Annotated in this window: 8 protein-coding genes; 5 read left to right on the plus strand and 3 right to left on the minus strand. The window is 60.4% G+C overall.

Annotated features, from left to right (window positions below):
- Window positions 1–41: 41 nt before the first annotated feature.
- Window positions 42–1394, minus strand: a complete 1353-nt coding sequence (locus JFU47_RS16535) for a TolC family outer membrane protein (RefSeq protein WP_201184388.1) — start codon at window positions 1392–1394, stop codon at window positions 42–44.
- 359 nt (window positions 1395–1753) lie between these two features.
- Between JFU47_RS16535 and JFU47_RS16540 the strand changes: the two genes are divergently transcribed.
- The gene (locus JFU47_RS16540; RefSeq protein WP_201184390.1) at window positions 1754–17539 is read left to right on the plus strand and encodes a retention module-containing protein; all 15786 of its coding nucleotides are present in this window, start codon (window positions 1754–1756) and stop codon (window positions 17537–17539) included.
- A 148-nt stretch (window positions 17540–17687) separates the two neighbouring features.
- A complete protein-coding gene (locus JFU47_RS16545) occupies window positions 17688–18026 on the plus strand; it encodes a tryptophan synthase subunit beta (protein ID WP_201184392.1) in 339 nt (112 codons plus the stop codon).
- Window positions 18027–18173: 147 nt separating this feature from the next.
- On the opposite strand, the gene lapD is transcribed toward JFU47_RS16545, so the two are convergent.
- Together lapD and lapG are read right to left on the minus strand one after the other, a co-directional pair.
- Window positions 18174–20120 (minus strand): cyclic di-GMP receptor LapD, encoded by a 1947-nt coding sequence (lapD, locus tag JFU47_RS16550; RefSeq protein ID WP_201184394.1) that lies wholly within the window; start codon window positions 20118–20120, stop codon window positions 18174–18176.
- A 14-nt stretch (window positions 20121–20134) separates the two neighbouring features.
- Window positions 20135–20827: a cysteine protease LapG gene (lapG, locus tag JFU47_RS16555; RefSeq protein WP_201184396.1), complete on the minus strand. Its 693-nt coding sequence runs from the start codon at window positions 20825–20827 to the stop codon at window positions 20135–20137.
- A 233-nt stretch (window positions 20828–21060) separates the two neighbouring features.
- On the opposite strand from lapG, the gene JFU47_RS16560 reads away from it, so the two are divergent.
- From JFU47_RS16560 to JFU47_RS16570, 3 genes are all read left to right on the plus strand, one after another.
- Complete coding sequence (locus JFU47_RS16560) at window positions 21061–21771, plus strand: FCD domain-containing protein (RefSeq protein WP_201184399.1); 711 nt, start codon at window positions 21061–21063, stop codon at window positions 21769–21771.
- 681 nt (window positions 21772–22452) lie between these two features.
- Window positions 22453–23229, plus strand: a complete 777-nt coding sequence (locus JFU47_RS16565) for a DUF3050 domain-containing protein (protein ID WP_201184401.1) — start codon at window positions 22453–22455, stop codon at window positions 23227–23229.
- Entirely contained in the window at window positions 23226–24155 is a 930-nt protein-coding gene (locus tag JFU47_RS16570) for a diiron oxygenase (RefSeq protein WP_201184402.1), read from the plus strand. The genes JFU47_RS16565 and JFU47_RS16570 overlap by 4 nt, the downstream gene beginning before the upstream one ends.
- Window positions 24156–24160: the final 5 nt, after the last annotated feature.

Genomic DNA, 24160 nt, shown 5'->3' on the forward strand with positions numbered 1-24160 from the left:
CTCGGCACTCTTGGCTAACAATTGAACAATGAAGGTTCTGCTCAGTTCATACCGGGCAGTTGAACCTTGGGCTTCACGTCGTTTTGCACGACGGATGCCAACGGTGCGACCACTCCCTGGCTCTTGAGCAACTCGCCCATGGTCGCCTTGATTCGGTACTGAGTAAATAACTGAATGTTCTTGATCTCCGCCAGGCGACGAGAAGCCGAGAACAGCTCGTTTTCACTGTCGAGCAGGTCGAGCAACGTGCGCTCGCCCAGACTGAACTGCTTCTGGTACGCGGTGCGCACGCTGGTGCTGTGATCGACATATTGCTGGGCGATCGGCACTTGGGCATTGGCGTTGTTCAAGGCATTCCAGGCCAGGCCCAGTTCTTCGTTCAACACGCGCAAGGCATTGTTGCGAATATCCAGTGCCTGGGTGGACAGGTAGGACTTGGATTCCAGTTCCGCCTTGTTGCTTCCGCCGGCATACAGATTGAAGCGCATGCGCAACATGGCCTGCCATTCGTTGCTGTGACCGTTCTGGCCGTCGATGTCGTTGTCGGCGGTGCGACCCAATTCGGCATCGAAGCGCGGGTAGAAGGTCGACTTGGCTGCCGCGTACTGTTCCTCGGCAGCGGCGATGTCCGACTCGGCGGAACGCAGGATCGGGCTGTTTTCCAGCATCTGCGCCCGGGCTTCATTCAGGCTGGCCGGCAACAACACCATGAAATCGGAAGGACGCTCCAGTTGATCGGGCATCTGGCCAACGGCGCTGAGGAAGTTGGTCTCGGCGTCAGCCAGGTTCGTCTGTTCGGTGATCAGGTTGTTGCGGGCCTGAGCCATGCGCGCTTCGGCCTGATCGAGGTCGGCGCCGCTGCCCACGCCGCGCTGAGTGCGCAGTTTGATCTGGTCGAAAATCCGTTCGTGGCTCTTCAGGTTGTCAGTCGCCAGGCGCACGAATTCGCGGCGGGTCAGTACGTCGAGATACACCTGGGCGACGGTGAGCGCGGTGCGTTCGGACGTGCCCAGCAAGGAGTACGCGCGGGAATTAACGGTGGCTTGTTGACGCCCCACTTCACTAGAGGTCGCAAACCCGTCAAAAACCATTTGCGACAACCGCACACTCGACTCGCTGCGATTCAGGTTTTCCCAGTGATTGTTGGTGGCGCCGGCGCGCGTGGTGACGTTATCAGTGCCTTCGCGACCATAACCGCCCAGCAGATCGACCCGTGGGAGGTATCCCCCTTTAGCTGCCTTTAACTGATAATCCGCGGCCAATCGACTGTTAACGCCTGCCTGGATTTCCGGATGGACATCCAGTGCCTGTTGCATGGCCTCCGGAAGTGTCTGCGCCTGAACAAAACTGGCGGCAAGGGCGAAGGGTAAAACCTTGAGCAGGTGCAAACGCATGGTTGGAGTTTCCAGGATTTACTTGTCTTGAATCACTGCAGAACGTGCCGCTGCATCGGATGATGACAACCGGAATGACCGCTTGTCTGAAATTTGAATTTTGGAACTGCGTCACACACTGCGGGACAGATCGACACCGAAATATCAATGTGACATTAGGGGGGCGAGTGTTTAGGATGGCAGGCACAAGGTCAATAGTTTGGCATAAAGTTTATAGCGAAAAAATATAGCCAATTTGTTGACGAATAACCACGTCAAAATTGTGCCTCTAATTAGTTTGAAAGAACGTCCAGACTGTTTGGCAAACACGCCGCCAGGTTCATGGAAGTCAACTGAATGCGACACCCGGAGAGTCTTCAATGAGCAGTGTTGTGGCCATCGTCAAAAGCATTGTCGGTCAGGTTTTCGCGGTGTCCCCAGAGGGCATCCGCCGCGTACTCGTTGAAGGCGATCGGTTGTTTGTCGGCGATCAGGTAGACACCGGCGCGGCGGGCGCCGTTACGCTTGAACTGGCTGACGGCCGAACCCTGGACCTGGGCCGCGACACGCAGTGGAGCGGCAGCGCTCCGGATTCCAGCACTGACCTTGCACAAGCCACTGCACAAGCCGCGCCATCGGTTGAAGAACTGCAGCAAGCCATCGTTGCCGGCGCCGACCCGACCACCGATCTTGAAGCCACCGCAGCCGGCCCGACGGCGGCTGGTACAGGCGGCGCGGCAGGTGGCGGTCACAGCTTCGTGATGCTGGATGCAACCGCTGGCCGGGTCGATCCGACTATTGGTTTCCCGACTGCGGGCATCGGCACTGCCGCTTTGGCTGCACAGAACACCATCGGCGGCCAGACTGCCGATACCAGCGCCAACGTGCAGCGCGAATCGACCCTGAGCTTGAGCGCCACGCCGACCATCACCGAGGCCGGTGGCGTGCTGGTTTACACCGCGACGTTGAGCCAGGCTCCGCTGACGGATCTGACCATCACGTTGTCCAATGGCTCGGTGATCGTGATCCAGGCTGGCCAGTTGACCGGTACCGTCAACGTCCCGCTCGCGCCAAATGACACTGTCTATAACGACCCTACACAAATCAACGTGTCCGTCACCGGCACCACGGGTGGAAGCGGCATCATCGTCACCCCGCCGACAACCCCCGCCGTGACCCAGGTCACTGACACCGTTGATACCACTACGGTCACCTTGACTGCCGGCGCCAACGTTACCGAAGGCGGCCAGATCACCTACACCGCGACACTGACCAACCCGGCGCAAACGCCGGTCACCGTCACGTTGTCCAACGGCTCGACCATCACCATCGAAGCCGGCAAGACCACCGGCAGCGTGAACGTGCCGACACCGGCCAACGATGTCTATAACAACGGCAGCACGGTCACCACCACCATTACCGGTGCCACCGGCGGCAACTTTGAAAACCTGGTGCCAAACCCGGTTCCGGCCGTGACCACCATTACCGACTCGCCGGACACCACCACCGTCACGCTGACGGCGGGTTCGACGGTCACCGAAGGCGGCCAGATCACGTATACCGCCACCCTGACCAACCCGGCTCAAACACCGGTCACGGTCACCCTGTCCAACGGTTCGACCATCACCATCGAAGCCGGCAAAACCAGTGGTTCCGTGAACGTCGATACCCCGGCCAATGACGTTTATCAGAACGGCAGCACCGTTAGCACCACGATCACGGGCGCCACCGGCGGTAACTTCGAGAACCTGATGCCGAGCACCACGCCGGCGATCACCACCATTACCGACTCGGTCGACAACACCGGCCTGAGTCTCACCGCCACCGGTACCGTCGTCGAAGGCGGCCAGATCACCTACACCGCCACCCTGACCAACCCGGCCGGCACGCCGATGACCGTGACCTTGAGCAATGGCTCGGTCATCACCATCGAAGCGGGCAAGACCACCGGCAGCGTGACCGTCGATACGGCGGCCAACGACGTCTACAACAACGGCAGCACTGTCAGCACCACCATCACCGGGACCACCGGTGGCAATTTCGAGCAGCTGACCCCAAGCACCGAGCCAGCGCTGACCACCATCACCGATTCGAAAGACAACACCGGCCTGAGTCTCACCGCCACCGGTACCGTCGTCGAAGGCGGCCAGATCACCTACACCGCGACACTGACCAACCCGGCCGGCACGCCAGTCACCGTGACCCTTTCGAACGGCGCGGTCATCACCATTGCTGCCGACGCGACCTCTGGCAGCGTGACCGTCGACACCGCGGCCAACGATGTCTACAACAATGGCAGCACCGTCAGTACCACCATCACCGGAACCACCGGCGGCAATTTCGAGCAGTTGACCCCGAGTACCGAGCCGGCGCTGACCACTATCACCGATTCGAAAGACAACACTGGCCTGAGCCTTACCGCCACCGGTACCGTCGTCGAAGGCGGCCAGATCACCTACACCGCGACACTGACCAACCCGGCCGGCACGCCAGTCACCGTGACCCTTTCGAACGGCGCGGTCATCACCATCGCGGCCGACGCGACCAGCGGCTCCGTCACCGTCAAGGCACCTGCCGATGACGTCTACAAAGACGCCGGCAAAGTCGAAGCGACCATCACGGACGCCACCGGCGGCAACTTCGAGAACCTGGTCCCGAGCACGGTCCCGGCAGTGACCGATGTGACTGACACGATCAATACGTCGACAGTCAGCCTGACCGCCGACGGCACTGTGACTGAAGGCGGGACCGTGGTTTACACCGCGTCCGTGTCGGCTGAAGTCACTGGTTCGCCGGTTGTGGTGACACTGTCCAACGGCCAAACCATCACTATTCCGGTTGGATCGAGCAGCGCCAGTGTGAACTTCACTGCGCCAAACGATGCCCTGGCTGGCGGCGGCTCCTTGAGCGTCAAGATTGATGACGCCAAGGGCGGCAACTTCGAAAAACTGGAAGTCGACGGTAAGCCTGCGAATACTTCGGTTACGGACACGGCGGACACCACGACTATCAGCCTCAACGCGACTGAGTCGGTTGCTGAAGGTGGCTCGATCGTTTACACCGCGAACCTGACCCACGCTGCCGGGACTCCAGTTACCGTCACCTTGAGCAACGGCGCGGTGATCACCATCGCCGCCGACGCTACCAGCGGCTCCGTCACCGTCGATGCACCTAAAGACGACGTCTACAAAGACGCCGGCAAAGTCGAAGCCACCATCAAGGACGCCACCGGTGGCAACTTTGAAAACCTGGTCAAAGACCCGGCTGCGGCCGTCACCACCGTCACCGACACCCTCGACACCTCGGCGGTCACTCTGACCGCCACCAGCAGCGTGGCCGAAGGCGGCACCGTGGTTTACACCGCCTCAGTCGGCGCACCGGTCACCGGTTCGCCTGTCATCGTGACGTTGGCCAACGGTCAGACCATCACCATTGGCATTGGCAAAAGCAGCGGCACGGTCAATGCCGTGGCCTCCAACGACGTGCTCAACGACCACGCGCCGTTGACCAACTCGATCACCAAAGTCAGCGGCGGCAACTACGAAAACCTGGTCGCCGATAAAACCCCGGTCAGCACCAGCGTGACCGACACCGTCGACACGACCACCCTGTCGCTGAGCGCCACTGGCAACGTCAAAGAAGGTGGCCAGATCACCTACACCGCCACCCTGACTCATGCGGCCGGCACACCCGTGACCGTGACGTTGAGCAACGGCGCGACCATCACCATCGATGCCGGTAAAACCACCGGCACCGTGAAAGTCGACGCACCAAAAGACGACGTCTACAAGGACGCCGGCAAACTGGAAGTCACCATCAAGGACGCCGCTGGCGGCAACTTCGAAAACCTGGTCACCAGCCCAACCCCGGCCGTGACCAACGTTGCCGACACAACCAACACGACGCACCTGACGCTCAGCGCTGAAAAATCTGTACTTGAAGGCTCGCACATCACCTACACCGCGACACTCACCAACGCCGCGCAAACGCCGGTGACCGTCAAGCTGAGCAACGGCGAGACCATCACCATCGAAGCCGGCAAAACCAGCGGTTCGGTCACCATCGCAGCGCCAAGCGATGACGTCTACAAAGATGCCGGCAAGCTCACCGTGACGATGACTGATGCCAGCGGTGGCAACTTCGAAAAACTCGACATCAGCAAGGCGTCAGTGAGCACCACCGTCAAAGACACGGTCGACACGACGTCCCTGTCCCTGTCGGCCAGCCATACCGTCAGCGAAGGTGGCCAGATCACCTACACCGCCACCCTGAACAACCCGACAGACACGGCCATGACCGTGAAGTTGAGCAACGGCGCAGTGATCAACATTGCCGCCGGCGCCACCACCGGTTCGGTCAACTTCGCCGCACCGGCCAACAGCCCGTACATCGACGGCGGCAAAGTTCAGGCTACGATCGCCAGCCAGAGCGGCGGCAACTTCGAAAAAGTCGTCGTCGATCATGCGCCGGCGGTCACCACGGTCACCGATTCGGCAGACGCTACCGGCCTGGGCCTGAGCGCCACCGGCTCGGTCGCCGAGGGCGGTTCGATCGTCTACACCGCGACCCTGACCAATGCCGCTGGCACCGCGATGACCGTGACGCTGAACAACGGTGCGGTGATCCACATTGCCAAGGGCGCCACCACCGGTTCGGTCAACTTCGCCGCACCAAAGGATGACGTCTACAACGACGCCGGCAAAGTCGAAGCCAGCATCACCAAGACCACCGGCGGCAACTTCGAAAACCTGGTGGCCGACAAGACGCCAGCGGTTACCGACGTGACCGACACCATCAACACCTCGACGGTGAGTCTGACGGCCAACGGCACTGTGGCCGAAGGCGGCACCGTGGTTTACACCGCTTCGGTCAATGCGCCAGTGACCGGCTCGCCGGTTGTGGTGACCTTGTCCAACGGCCAGACCATCACCATTCCGGTCGGTTCGAGCAGCGCCAGCGTGCACTTCACCGCACCAAACGATGCACTGGCTGGCGGTGGTTCGCTGAGCGTAAAAATCGACGGCACCACCGGTGGCAACTACGAAAACCTGGTGGCGAATCAAACCCCGGCAGTCACTTCGGTGACCGACGTTAAAGACACCACCACTGTTAGCTTGACCGCTACCGGTTCCGTGGCCGAAGGCGGTTCGATTGTCTACTCCGCGACGCTGACTCACGCTGCCGGCACACCGGTCACCGTGAACCTGTCGAACGGCGCCGTGATCACCATCGCGGCGGGCGCGACTGTCGGCTCCGTGACCGTGAAGGCGCCAGCTGATGACGTCTACAAAGATGCCGGCAAAGTCGAAGCGACCATCAAGGACGCCAGCGGCGGCAACTTCGAGAACCTGGTCACCAGCCCGGCAGCGGCAGTCACTGCAGTGACTGACACGATCAATACGTCGACGGTCAGCCTGATCGCAACGCCCGCCACTGCCGAAGGCGGCAACGTGGTGTACACCGCTTCTGTGACCTCGCCGGTCACCGGCAAGGACGTGGTTGTCACCCTGGCCAACGGTGAAAAAATCACCATCCCGGTCGGTGAAAGCACGGCCTCGATCACCGTTAAAGCCCCGAATGACGCATTGGTTGGCCACGAGCCGTTGACCAACGCCATCAAGGGTGTGACCGGCGGCAACTTCGAGAACCTGGTCGCCGACAAGACCTCGACCTCGACCGCTATCAGCGACACCCTGGACACCACCAAAGTGACCATGACCGCCAGCGGTCAGGTGCTTGAAGGCGGCAACATCACCTACACCGCCAACCTGACGAATGCGGCCGGCACCGACATGACCGTCAAGTTGAGCAACGGCGAAAGCATTGTGATCAAGGCCGGCGACAAGTCGGGCTCCATTACCGTTCCTGCACCGGCCGATGACGTCTACAAGGACGGCAGCAAAATCACTGTCGGCATCGACAGCACCAGTGGCGGCAACTTCGAAAAGCTCGACGTCAGCAAAACCACTCACACCACCACCGTCAAAGACACCGTCGATACCACCACACTGAAACTCAGTGCAGACGTGAGCACCGTCGGCGAAGGTGGTCAGATTACCTACACCGCGACACTGAACCACCCAGCGGACACGGCGATGACCGTGACCCTGAATAACGGTCTGGTGATCAACATCAAGGCGGGCGAGTCCAGCGGCTCCGCGCCTTACACCGCACCGAATAACGTCTATACCGGCGCAGCGGACGTCAGTACCGCGATCAAGGAAACCACCGGCGGCAACTTCGAAAAACTGGACACCGATCGCTCGCCCGTCGTCACCAAAGTCACCGATACCGCCGACACCACCAGCCTGACCTTGAGCGCTACCGGCTCGGTTCAGGAAGGTGGGCAGATCGTCTACACCGCGACGCTGTCCCATGCCGCCGGCAGTGACATGACCGTGAAGCTGAGCAACGGCGCGACCATCACCATCCTCAAGGATGCAGTGTCCGGCCATGTCAGCGTGGCCGCACCGAAAGACGACGTCTATAAAGACGCCGGCAAAGTCGAAGCGACCATCAAGGACGCCACCGGCGGCAACTTCGAAAACCTGGTCCCGAGCACTGTTCCGGCAGTGACTGAGGTGACTGACACGATCAACACCTCGACAGTCAGCCTGACCGCCAACGGCTCTGTGGCCGAAGGCGGCACCGTGGTTTACACCGCATCCGTGTCTGCTGAAGTCACTGGTTCACCGGTCGTCGTGACCTTGTCCAACGGTCAAACCATCACCATTCCGGTCGGCGCCAGCAGCGCCAGCGTGAACTTCACCGCACCGAACGATGCCCTGGCGGGTGGCGGTTCGCTGAGCGTGAAGATTGATGATGCCAAGGGTGGTAACTACGAGAAGCTGGAAGTTAACAGCAAGTCGGCGGACACCTCGATTACCGATACGACTGACACCACGACGGTTAGCCTCAGAGCGACTGAGTCGGTCGCTGAAGGTGGTTCGATTGTCTACACCGCGAACCTGACCCACGCGGCCGGCACACCGGTGACCGTCACGTTGAGCAACGGCGCCGTAATCACCATCGCCGCCAACGCTACCAGCGGCTCCGTGACCGTCAAGGCGCCTGCCGATGACGTGTACAAAGACGCCGGCAAAGTCGAAGCGACCATCAAGGACGCCACCGGCGGCAACTTCGAAAACCTGGTCACCAGCCCGACGGCGGCAGTGACTGAGGTGAGCGACACGATCAACACATCGACGGTCAGTCTGACCGCCAACGGCACTGTGGCCGAAGGCGGCACCGTGGTTTACACCGCGTCGGTGTCTGCCGAGGTTACCGGTTCGCCAGTGGTCGTGACCTTGTCCAACGGCCAGACCATCACCATTCCGGTCGGCGCCAGCAGTGCCAGCGTGAACTTCACCGCACCGAACGATGCCCTGGCGGGTGGCGGTTCGCTGAGCGTGAAGATTGATGATGCGAAGGGTGGTAACTTCGAAAAACTTAGCATCGACAGCAAACCGGCGGACACCGCTGTCAGCGATACCGTGGACACCACCAAGGTGACCATGACCGCCAGCGACTACGTGGTCGAGGGCGGCACGATCACTTACACCGTCAACCTCAGCAACGCTGCCGGCACTGACATGACGGTCAAGTTGAGCAACGGCGAGAGCGTCGTGATCAAGGCCGGCGACAAGTCGGGTTCCATCACCCTCCCGGCGCCAGCCGATGACGTCTACAAGGACGGCAGCAAGATCACCGTCGGCATCGCCGGCACCAGCGGCGGCAACTTTGAGAAGCTCGACGTCAGCCAGACCACGCACACGACCACCGTCAATGACACCCTCGACACCACGACGCTGAAGCTCAGCGCAGACGTGAGCACCGTCGGCGAAGGTGGCCAGATCCTCTACACCGCTACCCTGAGCCACCCGGCCGACACGGCGATGACTGTGACGCTGAACAACGGCCTGGTGATCAATATCAAGGCCGGCGAGTCCAGCGGTTCGGTGCCGTACACCGTGCCGAATGACGTCTACACCGGCGCACCGGTTGTCCGCGCAGCGATCGCGGACAGCACCGGCGGCGACTTCGAAAAACTCGACACCGACCGCTCCGCCGTCGTCACCAAAGTAACCGACACCGCCGACACCGCCAGCCTGACCCTCAGCGCCAGCGGTTCGGTGCAGGAAGGCGGGCAAATCGTCTACACCGCGACCTTGTCCCATGCCGCCGGCAGCGACATGACCGTGAAACTGAGCAACGGCGCGATCATCACCATCCTCAAGGATGCTGTGTCCGGCCACGTCAGCGTGGACGCACCGAAAGACGACGTGTACCTGGACGCCGGCAAAGTCACCGCCAGCATCGATGAGGTCAGCGGCGGCAAATTCGAAAGCCTGGTGCCGGACAAGTCGCTGGTGTCCACGGACATCACTGACACGATCAACGACGTGGTCGCCAAACTGACGGTGGATAACGCCAGCGTCACCGAAGGCGGCAAAGTCACCTACACCGTGACCCTGACCAACGCCGATGGCCTGCCGGTCAATAACCATGGCGACCTGTCCTTTACGTTGACTGACGGCACCGTGGTCAAGGTCGCGGCCAACCAAACCAGCGGCAGCACCGTGGTGACCACCCAGGACAACCACTACGTCAACCAGCCGGTGACGGTGGTTAATCAACTGACGGGCGTCTCGGGCACCAACACCTTCGAAAACCTGGTACTGAGCGCCGACAAGACCAGCGTCACCATCACCGACAACGACCACGCGCCTGTGTCTGCCGGCGGTGCTGTCGCCGGTCTCGAAGATTCGACCATCACCTTGAGCTGGAACGACTTCAAGGTCACCGACCTCGATAACGACAGCCCTCTGGGTATCACCATTACCCAGGTATCGGGCGGTGGCACCCTGCTGTTCAACGGCGCGCAGGTCACCTTGGGCCAGACCATCAGCCAGGCGGATATCGCGCTGGGCAAACTGACCTTTGTGCCCGCCGCCAATGAATCAGGCGCCGATGGTTTCGGCGGAACCGGCGTAGGTAACAAAGCGTCGGATTACGCACAGATTCAGTTCAAGCCTATCGACGGCTTCAATCAGGGCACTGAAGCGACCCTGAAAGTCGACATCACCCCGGTGGCGGATGCGCCAACGCTGAATGTCGCCGGTAACAACGTAACCTCGACGGGCCTGATCAAAGAGGTCTGGACCGGTCTGTCGGGCCTGGGCACCGATGGCAATGGCGCAGCGACGAACACGCTGAAAAGTGTCATCGATGGCGCGGGCACGCCGAACTCCAGCAGCACCGTCAGCAACGTGCAATCCGAGGGCGATGTGGCCCAAGGCACCGCGTCGAAAACCTCCGGCCTGATCTATCTCGAAGCCGGCAAGACGTACACCTTCAGCGGCACTGGCGATGACAGCTTGCTGGTGACCATTGGCGGCAAGAACGTCGCAGCCACTACGTGGGGCGCCGGGGCCAACCTGAACGGTTCGTTCACACCGTCTGCCAGTGGCTACTACACGCTGGACATCTACCACCATAACCAGAACGGCCCGGGAAACTACGACGTCAACCTGTCCGTCAACGGCAGTCCGGCGGTCGACCTGAGCAGTGCTGGCGTGCCGATCTACACCGGCGTTGCCGACCTTACCCATGCAGGCGTGACGGTTTCCGATCTGCACGGCAGTAACGGTGAAGGCTATTACGAAGGCTACAAACTCAACGAAGGCGCGCAAGGTACCAGCGTTCACCTGTCCGCCATCAACACCGCACTGACCGACACCGACGGCTCCGAAATCCTGAGCGTGAAGATCAGCGGCATCCCAGCCGGATCGGTCCTCACCGATGGCGCCGGCCACACTTTCACCGCGACCGCGACGTCCGGCGAAGCCAACGTCACCGGCTGGAGCCTCGGCACCCTGACCGTGACCCCGCCGGCGAACTACAACGGCCAGTTCAACCTGACCGTCACGTCGACGTCCACCGAGACCCTCGGCGGTTCGGCGCCAAGTACCGCGACGATCCCGGTCACGGTTTACCCGACGGCCCCCGTCAGCGAAGTGGTCGCAACCCTCACGGTGGATAAAACCTCCGTGGCCGAAGGTGGCCAGATCACTTACACCGTGACCCTGTCCAACAAGGACGGGATCGCCATCAGCAGCCACGACGAGCTGACCTTCAAGCTGTCCGACGGCACACTCGTCAAAGTACCGGCCAACGCGGCGTCGGGCTCGTTCAGCATTAACGCCCCGGACGACATCCTGATGGGCGGTCAACCGGCCATCGTCAACAAACTCGAAAGCGTCAGCGGTGCTGACAACTTCCAACAACTGACCCTGGCTCAGAATTCGACACAAACCGCCGTGACGGACGAATCAGGTTCGGGTACCTCAATCGACAACCAGGGCGACAAAGTCGGCATCACCATCGTCGGCAACGGCGCGGTGCTGGAAAACCAGGCGCCGAGCTTCACCATCAAGCTCGACAAGGCCCAGGCTGTTGCCCTGACCGTGAAGTTGAGCGACGGTCAGACGGTGACCTTCGCCGCAGGCGAAACGGAAAAGGTCCACACCCTGGCGCCGCAAGGCGAGGACGTCTACAAAGACGGCGGCACCGCGACGCTGGGCATCAGCGGCGCAACCTCCGGTGGCACTGCGCTGGAAAATCTGGTGGTGGGTAACCCGGCGTCGGTGGTCATCACCGACACCCTCAGCGAAGTCGTCGCCAAGCTGACCGTGGACAAAACCACCGTCGCCGAAGGCGGCTCGGTCACCTACACCGTGACCCTGACCAACAAAGACGGGATCGCCATCGGCAACCACGATGCGCTGACCTTCAAGCTGACCGACGGCACAATCGTTACCGTGCCGGCCAACAGCACCAGCGGTTCCGCGACCGTGGTCACCAAGGATGACGTGTACACCGGCGGGCAAACTTCGCTGGTCAACAAGCTGGAATCGGTGACCGGCAGCGACAACTTCGAAAAACTGACCCTGAACGACGCAAAACTCACCACGACCGTCACCGACGAACCTTCGGGCCAGGGCGACAAAGTGACCGTGAGCATCTACGGCAACGGCGGAGTCGCTGAAAACGTTGGCGCAGCCTTCACCGTCAAAATTGATCGGGCGCTGAGTGACAACCTCGACGTGACCCTGAGCAATGGCGGCAAGGTCACCATCGTGGCCGGTCAGACCCAGGCGATCTACACCGCTCCGATTCAAGGCGAAGACGTCTTCAAAGACGGCGGGCCTCTGAACCTGAAAGTCACCGATGCGACCGTCACCGGCAAGACCTTCGAAAACCTCGTGCTCAGCGATACCGCAGGCACCGTGCAAATCAGCGACACCCTCAGCGAAGTCGTCGCCAACCTGACCGTGGACAAAACCACCGTCGCCGAAGGCGGCTCGGTCACCTACACCGTGACCCTGACCAACAAAGACGGGATCGCCATCGGCAACCACGATGCGCTGACCTTCAAGCTGACCGACGGCACAATCGTTACCGTGCCGGCCAACAGCACCAGCGGTTCCGCGACCGTGGTCACCAAGGATGACGTGTACACCGGCGGGCAAACCTCGCTGGTCAACAAACTGGAATCGGTAACCGGCAGCGACAACTTCGAAAAACTGACCCTGAACGACGCAAAACTCACCACGACCGTCACCGACGAACCTTCGGGCCAGGGCGACAAAGTGACCGTGAGCATCGACGGCAACGGCGGAGTCGCTGAAAACGTTGGCGCAGCCTTCACCGTCAAAATTGATCGGGCGCTGAGTGACAACCTCGACGTGACCCTGAGCAATGGCGGCAAGGTCACCATCGTGGCCGGTCAGACCCAGGCGATCTACACCGCTCCGATTCAAGGCGAAGACGTCTTCAAAGACGGCGGGCCTCTGAACCTGAAAGTCACCGATGCGACCGTCACCGGCAAGACCTTCGAAAACCTCGTGCTCAGCGATACCGCAGGCACCGTGCAAATCAGCGACACCCTCAGCGAAGTCGTCGCCAAGCTGACCGTGGACAAAACCACCGTCGCCGAAGGCGGCTCGGTCACCTACACCGTGACCCTGACCAACAAAGACGGGATCGCCATCGGCAACCACGATGCGCTGACCTTCAAGCTGACCGACGGCACAATCGTTACCGTGCCGGCCAACAGCACCAGCGGTTCCGCGACCGTGGTCACCAAGGATGACGTGTACACCGGCGGGCAAACTTCGCTGGTCAACAAGCTGGAATCGGTGACCGGCAGCGACAACTTCGAAAAACTGACCCTGAACGACGCAAAACTCACCACGACCGTCACCGACGAACCTTCGGGCCAGGGCGACAAAGTGACCGTGAGCATCTACGGCAACGGCGGAGTCGCTGAAAACGTTGGCGCAGCCTTCACCGTCAAAATTGATCGGGCGCTGAGTGACAACCTCGACGTGACCCTGAGCAATGGCGGCAAGGTCACCATCGTGGCCGGTCAGACCCAGGCGATCTACACCGCTCCGATTCAAGGCGAAGACGTCTTCAAAGACGGCGGGCCTCTGAACCTGAAAGTCACCGATGCGACCGTCACCGGCAAGACCTTCGAAAACCTCGTGCTCAGCGATACCGCAGGCACCGTGCAAATCAGCGACACCCTCAGCGAAGTCGTCGCCAACCTGACCGTGGACAAAACCACCGTCGCCGAAGGCGGCTCGGTCACCTACACCGTGACCCTGACCAACAAAGACGGGATCGCCATCGGCAACCACGATGCGCTGACCTTCAAGCTGACCGACGGCACAATCGTTACCGTGCCGGCCAACAGCACCAGCGGTTCCGCGACCGTGGTCACCAAGGATGACGTGTACACCGGCGGGCAAACCTCGCTGGTCAACAAACTGGAATCGGTAACCGGCAGCGACAACTTCGAAAAACTGACCCTGAACGACGCAAAACTCACCACGACCGTCACCGACGAGCCTTCGGGCCAGGGTGAGCAAACCACCCTTGGCATCAGCGGCGCTACGTCGGTGAACGAAGGCCAGGCTGCGCATTACACGCTGACCCTGAGCAATACCGCTCAGACCGAAGTGACGGTCACCCTGAAATACACCGGCACCGCGACCAATGGCGTGGATTACACCGGTGTGGTGACCGTCAAGATTCCAGCCAACAGCAACAGTGTCGGTTTCGACATCAATACTATTCATGACAAGTTGGTCGAAGGTACCGAGAACTTCAAGATCGCCATTGATTCGGTCAGCGGCGGTAATTTCGAGAGCCTGGTGATCGACTCGGCCCATAAAGATGTCAGCACCAACATCGTCGACAACGACCACGCGCCGGTGTCCGTTGGGGGAGCTGTCGCCGGTCTCGAAGATTCGACCATCACCCTGACCTGGGACAACTTCAAGGTCACCGACGTCGATAACGACAGCCCGCTCAGCATCACCATCACTCAGGTATCGGCCGGCGGCACCCTGCTGTTCAACGGTATGCAGCTCTCCTTGGGCCAGACCATCAGCCAGGCGGATATCGCGCTGGGCAAACTGACCTTTGTGCCGGCCACCAACGCATCGGGCGCCAACGGATATGGCGGCACCGGCGTGGGTAACCAGGCGGCGGACTACGCGCAGATCAAGTTCAAGCCTACCGACGGCTTCAACCAGGGCACCGAAGCGACCTTGAAAGTCGACATCACCCCGGTGGCGGATGCACCAACGCTGAACGTCGCCAGCAACAACGTAACCTCGACGGGCTTGATCAAAGAGGTCTGGACCGGCTTGTCGGGCCTCGGCACCGATGGCAACGGCGCGGCGACGGGCACGCTGAAAACCGTCATCGATGGCGCGGGCACACCGAACTCCAGTGGCACCGTGACCAACGTGCAGTCCGACGGCAGTGTCGCGGCAGGCACGGCGTCGAAAACCTCGGGCCTGATCTACCTCGAAGCCGGCAAGACTTACACCTTCAGCGGTACCGGCGATGACAGCCTGCTGGTGACCATCGGCGGCAAAAATGTCGCATCGATCACCTGGGGCGCGGGCGGTAATTTGAACGGTTCGTTCATCCCGACCACCAGCGGTTACTACACCCTGGACATCTATCACCACAACCAGAGCGGCCCGGGCAGCTATGACGTCAACCTGTCGGTCAACGGCGGTGCGGCAGTCGACCTGAGCAGTGCCGGCGTGCCGCTGTACACCGGTGTGGCGGACCTGGCCGCGGCCGGCGTGACCGTGTCCGATTTGCACGGCACCAACGGCGAAGGCTATTACGACGGCTACAAACTCAACACCGGCGCCGAAGGCACCAGCGTTCACCTGACCGCGATCAATACGGCGCTGACCGACACCGACGGCTCGGAAAGCCTGAGCGTGAAGATCAGCGGCATCCCGGCGGGCTCGGTGCTCACCGATGGCGCCGGCCACACCTTCACCGCCACCGCGACCTCCGGCGAAGCCAACGTCACCGGCTGGAACCTCGGCACGCTGACCGTGACCCCGCCGCCGTACTACAACGGCCAGTTCAACCTGACCGTGACCTCGACCTCCACCGAGTCCCTCGGCGGATCGGCGGCCAGTACTGCGACGATTCCCGTCACGGTTTACCCGGCGGTCTACAACGCGGTCACCGCCACGTCAGCCAGTGACACCATCACCGGCACCGACGGCAACGACATCATGATCGCCGACATCGGCGGCCTCACCGTGGTGCCGGGTACCAACTACAACATCGCGTTCATGGTCGACAGCTCGGGCAGCATGAGCGCGTCGTCGGTCAGCTCAGCCAAGGACTCGCTGACGTCGGTGTTCAACACCCTCAAGCAGAGCATGGGCGGCAACTCGGGGACGGTGAATATCTTCCTGGTGGACTTCGACACCCAGATCAACAGGTCGGTGTCGGTCAACCTGAAGGATCCGAATGCCCTGACCCTGCTCAAATCGGTACTGGATTCGATGGCTTCCGGCGGCGGTACCAACTACGAGGACGTGTTCAAAACCACGGCCAACTGGTTCCAGAGCGCCGACGCGGTCGCCAACAAGGGCGCGACGAACCTCACGTACTTCATCACAGACGGCAAACCGACTTACTACCAGAGCGATGAATCGAGCAACCCGAATCTGTATGGCGGCGCCAAACTCGACAGCGTAATCACCACCAGCAATTACCAGTTGGGCAAAGCGATCACCCTGTACCCGGACAGCGACCACAAGATCGATATCACCGCTTCGGGCTACGTCACGGTCGGGACCAAGTCCGGCAACAACTGGTCGTATAAAGATTTCGGCACCCTGCACGCTCAAGGCGATGGCACCTACGAGTTCTCGAGCCTGGCGGGCAGCGGTAACAGCACCAGCTGGACCACCACCGACAACTCTACCGACAGCTTCGCGCTGCTGGGCAAGGTGTCGACGGTAGAAGCCATCGGCATAAACAAGGACGTCACCCTTGGCGATCTGAAGCCGTACGACTCGGATCAAACGCCGCAAACCAACATCGATCCGAAAGACCTGGCCAACTCAATCATCGGTCACACCGAAGCGACAATGCCAGGCGCCGACACGGTCAATGGCGGCGATGGCAACGACATCCTGTTCGGCGACCTGGTGAGCTTCAACGGCGTTGCCGGCGAGGGTTATCAGGCGATGCAGGCGTTCGTCGCCCAGCAAACCGGCGTAGACGTCAGCAAAGTCACCACCAGCAACGTGCACCAGTTCATCACCGAGCACTACACCGCGTTCGATGTGTCCGGGGTGCATGACGGTAATGACTCGCTGCTGGGCGGTGCCGGCAATGACATTCTCTTCGGCCAGGGCGGCAACGACCTCCTCGACGGCGGCAAGGGCAATGACATCCTGCTCGGCGGCAGCGGTAATGACTCGCTGATCGGCGGCTCAGGTGCCGACACCTTCGTCTGGAAGGCCGGCGACACTGGCAGCGACGTGATCAAGGACTTCAAGGCCAGCGAGGGTGACCGCATCGACTTGCGCGATCTGCTGCAGGGGGAAACCGGCAGCACCATCGACAACTTCCTGAAGATCACCACCGTGGACGGCGTTTCGTCCCTGCAAGTCAGCTCCGCCGGCAAGTTCAACGGCGCTGACGGCGCAGCGGCGCAACCCGATGTGACGATCAAACTGGAAGGCAACAACTGGTCCAGCGCCAACATTAACTCGTTGATTGCCGGCAGTGACCCGACCATCAAAATCGATCACAACAACACCTGAGCCAACGAAAAACGGCCGCCCTTATGGGGCGGCCGTCACGTTTGCGTCCATCACCCCGGTGACGATTTCGTCGCCGCACCGCATACTCGCGTCCAGTTGGCCTATGCTGCTGACAGCATGACGCTGGTCCATTTCCGAGGGATGTTCAATGTTCTACGTGCAACGCGATGCGCAAGGTCAGTTAGTGCGCGTGGAAGCCGCGGCCTACGCCGAGGCCACGGAAACACTGCCGGCCGACCACCATGAAATCCAGGCCTGGTATGCCAATGAAGTAGTGGAAACCAGCCTCAAACAGCTCAAGCAGAGCGACCTGGAAATGATCCGGGTACTCGACGACTTGATCCAGGTATTGACCAGCAAAGGCGTGATCCGCGTTACCGACCTTCCGCCGGCCGCACAAGCCAAGCTGATGGACCGGAACCAGGCCCGTGAAGCGTTAGGTGGGTTGAGTCAATTGATCGATGATGATGAGACGGGGTTGATCTAAGGCCCCGCCATTGTCGGTGTCTGTGCTGGCCCCTTCGCGAGCAGGCTCGCTCCCACATTGATTCTCGGCTGTTCACATATGTTGTGTTCACTGAAGATCTCATGTGGGAGCGAGCCCGCTCGCGAAGGCAGAATCACTGACGACGCATTACTGCCAAGGCTTCGGCTCACCAAACAATTGCCCCTGAACCCCATACAAGCCCATCTCACGAATCACCATCAACTCCCCCTCCGTCTCGACACGCTCGGCAATCAACGGCAAATCGATGCTGTGGGCCGCCCGCTGAATCGCCTCGATGAACAGGCGCTTGTCGCTCTCCTGATCAATCGCCCGGATGTAACTGCCATCGATCTTCAGATACGCCAACCCAAGCCGCGCCAGGTTGCCGATCATGCTGAAGCGCCCGCCAAAGCGTTGCAGACTCAGGGAGAACCCGAGTTCGTGCAGACGTCGCGTCAGCTCTTCCAGCACGGCTTGCTCCGGCAACTGCTCCTCACCGATTTCCAGGGTCAATCGCTCCCCGAGATCCGAATGCTGACGCAGGATTTCGAAGACTTTATTCAACGCCTGCGGATCGGCCAACGTCGCCGAAGACAGGTTCAGCGCCAGCGACTCTTCATGGTCAGCCATCTGCTCAAGCACCAGCTCCAACATCAGACGGTCCAGCCGCGCGGTCCAGCCAAAGCGCTCGAGCCACGGCAGGAAGCGCCCGGCGGGAATGGTCTGGCCCTCGTCGTCCATCAGGCGCGACAGCACCTTGTAATGCAGCACCAGTTGCGTGTCCTGGGCGGCCACCACCGGCTGGAAATACAGCTTGAAACGCTGCTGGCTCAACGCCTGTTCCAGTAAGTTGTGCCAGGCATGATGGTCGTCGCCGACGCTGACCGACGCGCTGTGATCCAGGCAAACCCAGCTCGAATCGCCCTGGCCTTCCGCCTGAGCCAACGCCTGATCGCCCAACCCGAGCACCGCTTGTGGGGAGTCGCCATACACAAACGGCGCCAGCCCGATCGAGGCCACCGAGGCCACGTCGGTGGCGCCCGTCGCGTGCAGGCTCGCCAAGGCACTGTCGAGGTTCTGCGCCAGTTGCAGCGCTTCTTCGCGCACCAGTCCCGGCGCCAGCACGGCGAATTCACCGCCGCGAACTCGCGTCACGAGGTTCTGGGTTTCCGGGTACTTGGCACACTCGCGGGACAGCTGCTCACCCACTGCTATCAACAACTGGTCGGTGCGTTGACCGCCCAACCGCTGGTTCAACCCTGCCAGGTCCTTGACCCGCAACAACAGCAGATAACCGGAACTCGCCTGCTCCGGATTGCTTACCCGGGCGTTCAATTGCATTTCGAAATAGCGACGGTTGGCCAAGCCTGTCAGGGTGTCCTGATAGGATTCGACCCGCAGTTTTTCACTACGCACGGCCTGCTCCTGAAACAACGCCTTGAGCTTCTCGACCATCTGATTCATGGCCTGCACCACGCGGCGCAATTCGGGCGTGCGCGGCAGTTCCGGCAGGCTGAGGAATTCGCGGCGAGCGATGGCGTGAGATTGCTTGACCATGTAATCCAGCGGCTTCAGTTGCCGGCGCAACAACAGCGCGCCGAGCACCGCGCTCACCGCACCGCAGATCAGCAACCAGCCAAGACTGCCCAGCGCGCTCTGCCAGAGTTTGGCCAACGCAAACATCGGATGGCTGACCACCTCGACCCGCGCCGCCTGCTCCCAGCCACGGCTGACGAGGGCATCACCACCGGCCGCTTCCAGCCCGATCATTTTGACGAACCAGTCCGGCACGTTGTTCACCGCTGGAATGCCGCTGCGCTCGACGATGGTTTGATCGGACTTGAGGTCGACCACGCGGATGCTCGCGTAATAACCGCTGTCGAAAATCGAACTGACCAGCAACTCGACCATCGCCGGGTCGTCGATGTTCGGCGTCAGGGACAGCGCCAATGCCGTCGCGGCGTCCTGAGCGTGGGAGCGCAGCTGGTTGACGTATTGGGTGCGCGAGCTTTCCAGGCTGACCACGAAGCTACCGGTGAAGGCAATCACCAGGAACAGACAGATAGCGATCAACAGCTGTTTGAACAAGGACATCTGAGCGCGTGCTCCTAGTTAGTCGTCTCGACCGGGAAACCTTCGGCCTGCATTTTCTTCAACACATCCTGCCAACGAGACAGGCGTTTGGTGTCACCGACTTTCTTGTTGCCCTTGGCGCCCGGCAACCACAACCCTTCGGCATTAAAAGAGTAGACCGGCAGCAAATCGGTTCGTTGGCTGGCCGGTTGGATCGCATCAATCAGGCTGTCGAGTACCAGCGGCATGGCCTCGGGGCTTGAGTAGTAGGTCAACACCATGTGCGCCCGATTCAGGCGCAAGGCCTTGACGTAAGTAATGCGCAGCTTGTCACTGGCGACACCGAGATGACGCAGGCTGAAATACTTGGCGATCGCATAATCTTCGCAATCGCCGGCGCCCTTCCACAGGGCCTCGACGGGGGTCTCCCAATAATCGACCTCGTGCCACAGGTCGATGTCTTCCTCGTACCGCATCTGCTTGTTGAAGAACTGGTTGACCACTTTAAGCTGTTCGAGCTCGCCAACTTGCTTTTGCGTGGCCAATAAGTGCTGCCAGGCGTCAATGCGTGGCTGCCCTTCGCCCAATGACCCGTACAATGACTGCGCGCGACGGCTGATCAGCGAAAAATCCCAATCGGCATGCAGCCCGCCCAGCATAACGCCGGCCAGCAGCAACGCGCAGTACAGCCAGCGCAAAGTCCGAGGGATCGCGAAACGTACCGCCAATGCGAGGCATCCAGATCAGGCAAGTGGAAATCGGTCGATGGTGCAGGTTAGCCCGGTAAAAGACAATGGCACGGTGAGATCACTGGTGGCGCGCTAGACTTGGTATGACAGGTGCCATTAAAACTTTCATGGCCACGTCAGGCTGCGATTTTTTGTCCGTTTGACAACCTGTCAGGCAGTCACTAGTGTCCTCTTGGATCCAAATCAATTTCAATCAAACAGGGTGCGTTGTTGTGCCACAGAAGCTCAATCCTCTGAACAGTATCAAGGTCAACGGGCCAATTCCCGCTCACCTGGCACGCTCGGTGATCGAAGAAACTCTGCGTTCGGCCATTCTCGACGGTCGTATTCCCTGCGGCACCGCCCTGCGTCAGCAAGATTTGGCCGATCTTTTCGGTGTCAGCCGCATGCCGGTGCGCGAAGCCTTGCGCCAGCTTGAGGCCCAGGCGCTGCTCAACGTCATCGCCCATAAAGGTGCTGTGGTCGCACCGCTGGTTCAGGGTGATGCCGTGGAAACCTACGCGCTGCGGATCCTGCTGGAATCCGAAGCGTTGCGCCTGTCGATCCCGTTACTGGTTAATGAGGATCTCGAACAGGCTGCCCGCTACATCGACGAACTGGAAACGGAAAACAACTACACCGAAATCGGCCGGCTCAATCGGCTTTTCCACATGTCGCTGTACTGCAAGGCGCCGAACCAACGGCTGTTGAGGCTGGTGGAAGACGGACTGAACGAAGAGGAGCGCTTCCTGCGCTTCAACCTGCAAGCCATGGGCCTGGGCAAACTGTCCCAGGAAGATCACCGGGCGCTGTTGCTGGCCGTCGAAGACCGGGACGTCGAGCGCGCGGTGAAGTTGCTCGAACATCACCTCAATCGGGGCGTCGAGGTCATCACACGCTACCTCAACAGCCCCGAAGCGCTGAACAAGAAAACCTCCAGGTAAACTGCGCCGGCAAGCCTGAGCGAGCAGATCGAACTGCTTGTTCTCGCTTGCCGCGCTGCGCTACGCCCCTCTCCAAAGCCCTGCCCTCGATTTACCCCTCTCAAGACCAACAATGACTCCGAGTCGATGACACGCCGGTGATGGCGGCTGTCGTCATTTACGCTCACTCTTGGCCTGCCAACGAATAATAAACGGGCGACGCACCGCATGAGCGGGGCAGTCTCCGCACCAAGAACCTACGGAAGGAGTCTTGCCACGGGAAAGGAAGAACCGGCGTTGATCCCAGTCAACTTCCGCCCCCTCAATTCACTTCAACGACTCAGTTAGAAAGTTGCTTCGAGTGAGGCATTCACTCTTCATTTTAATTCTGACTTATATAAGCCGGAAGGAGTAACTACATCCAAATGAAACTCAAATTAAAAGTTTCATTGGCACTTGTCGCGCACGAGAAAGTTAAACTTTAAAATAATATAAAAATAACTTGCCCGACACTTTATTCGTGTATTAGTTTTTCTCCGCCGCCTTGAATACTGGCGCTAGGCCGTCACTTAACGACGCATTGCAACTTACCCATATCAATTCGCTTGAGGCATCCGCTCGCCAAAAAAAAGTTACCACTAACGATCGCTTACTTATCAGAACACACCCAACGGTATTTCCAGTTCACTTATAGGCTCGCCCATGAAACCAACTAAAGACCGTCTCAACCAGAAGAAAGCAGAACTTAGCGCTCATCCGATCTTTTCCGAAATCAACTCACTGTCGGTATTGCAACGTTTCATGGAAACCCATGTGTTTGCGGTATGGGATTTCATGTCACTGACCAAACGCCTGCAACAGGAACTGACCTGCGTCCAGCTGCCCTGGCTGCCGCCGCGAGATCCGCAGGCAGCGCGTTTGATCAACGAGATCGTGCTGGGCGAGGAGTCCGATGATCGTCCGGCTCACGGTCACTACAGCCATTTCGAGTTGTACCTGGATGCGATGCGCGAAGTTGGCGCCAGCACGGCGGCGGTCGAACGCTTCGTCGCGCTGCAAAAAGAAGGTGTGAGTTACGACGTGGCACTGCAAAGCGTGGACGTCGATCCGGCGGCAGCGCAGTTCGTGCGCCATACCTTGCACACCGCGCTGCATGCGCCTGGGCATAGCGTTGCGGCGGTGTTCCTGCATGGCCGGGAAAGTGTCATTCCGCAGATGTTCCAGCGGATCCTCGATGATTGGGGCATTGGTCTGGATCAAGCACCGACCTTTCGTTACTACCTTGAACGCCACATCGAAGTCGACTCCGAAGACCACGGCCCGGCGGCGGAAAGACTTCTCGCCCGGCTGGTCAATGGCGATCCGCAACGCGAGGAAGACGTCTACGCCAGCGCCATCGCCGCCGTGGAAAGCCGCATCGCCCTGTGGGATGGCCTGCGCCTGAGCATGACCGAACCGGTTGCCGAGGTGAATGCATGAACGCCGCCGACTACCAATCCTTCGCCGACGCCTGGGAAAGCCGCGCGACCATCCGTACCCGCCCCCGGCGTGTGCTGGAGAACGACGACAAGCTGATCTACCCGTTGAGCCGCCAACCGTTGGTGCTGAGCGAAACCTTCCTGCGCGAATGCCCGGAACAGCGCGACTTTGCGCTGGTGCAGACGCTCTACAAATTCATCAACGACGTGGTGATTTTCGAAACCGAAATCGTCGACAAGACCGCCCGCAGCATCGCCAAGAATCGCTTCGCCGTGGCCTTCCCGTTCGCCTGCCGCTACGACGCCATGACCGTGGTGGTGGACGAGGATTACCACGCGCTGGTGGCAATGGATTTCATGCAACAGACCGTCGCCATGACCGGCATCACGCCCATCGAACTGCCGGACGAAATCGAACTCAGCCGAGCCATTCCAGCGGCCGTGGTGCTCGCGCCGGAACACCTGCGCAGCGCCGTGGAATTGATCTGCGTGGCCATCGCCGAGAACACCGTGACCGGCGATGTCGCGGCGTTCGCCAAGGACGACACGGTCAAGCAGTCGATCAAGGGCCTGATGGCCGATCACTTGCTCGACGAGGGCCGCCACTCCGGGTTCTGGGCGCGGCTGGTGCGCATCTACTGGCACACCGCGAGCGAAGACGACCGCCGATGCATCGCGCACATCCTGCCGGTGTTCATCGGCCATTACCTGACCAACGACATCCAGAAGTCGTTCGACTTCCGCCTGATCGAGTCCTTGAAGATCAGCGATACCGCGCGCCACGCCCTCAAGAGCGAAGTGTCGGGGCTGGCGTTCCCGATCAATCGCCATCATCCGCTGGTCGCCAACATCGTACGGTTTTTCCGCAGCAGTTCGCTGCTCGATTCGCCGTGCGTGCAAGACGCCCTCAGCGATTACCTGGTTTAACGAGG

It is taken from the genome of Pseudomonas sp. TH39(2020) (assembly GCF_016650715.1).
Classification (GTDB): Bacteria; Pseudomonadota; Gammaproteobacteria; order Pseudomonadales; family Pseudomonadaceae; genus Aquipseudomonas; species Aquipseudomonas mandelii_C.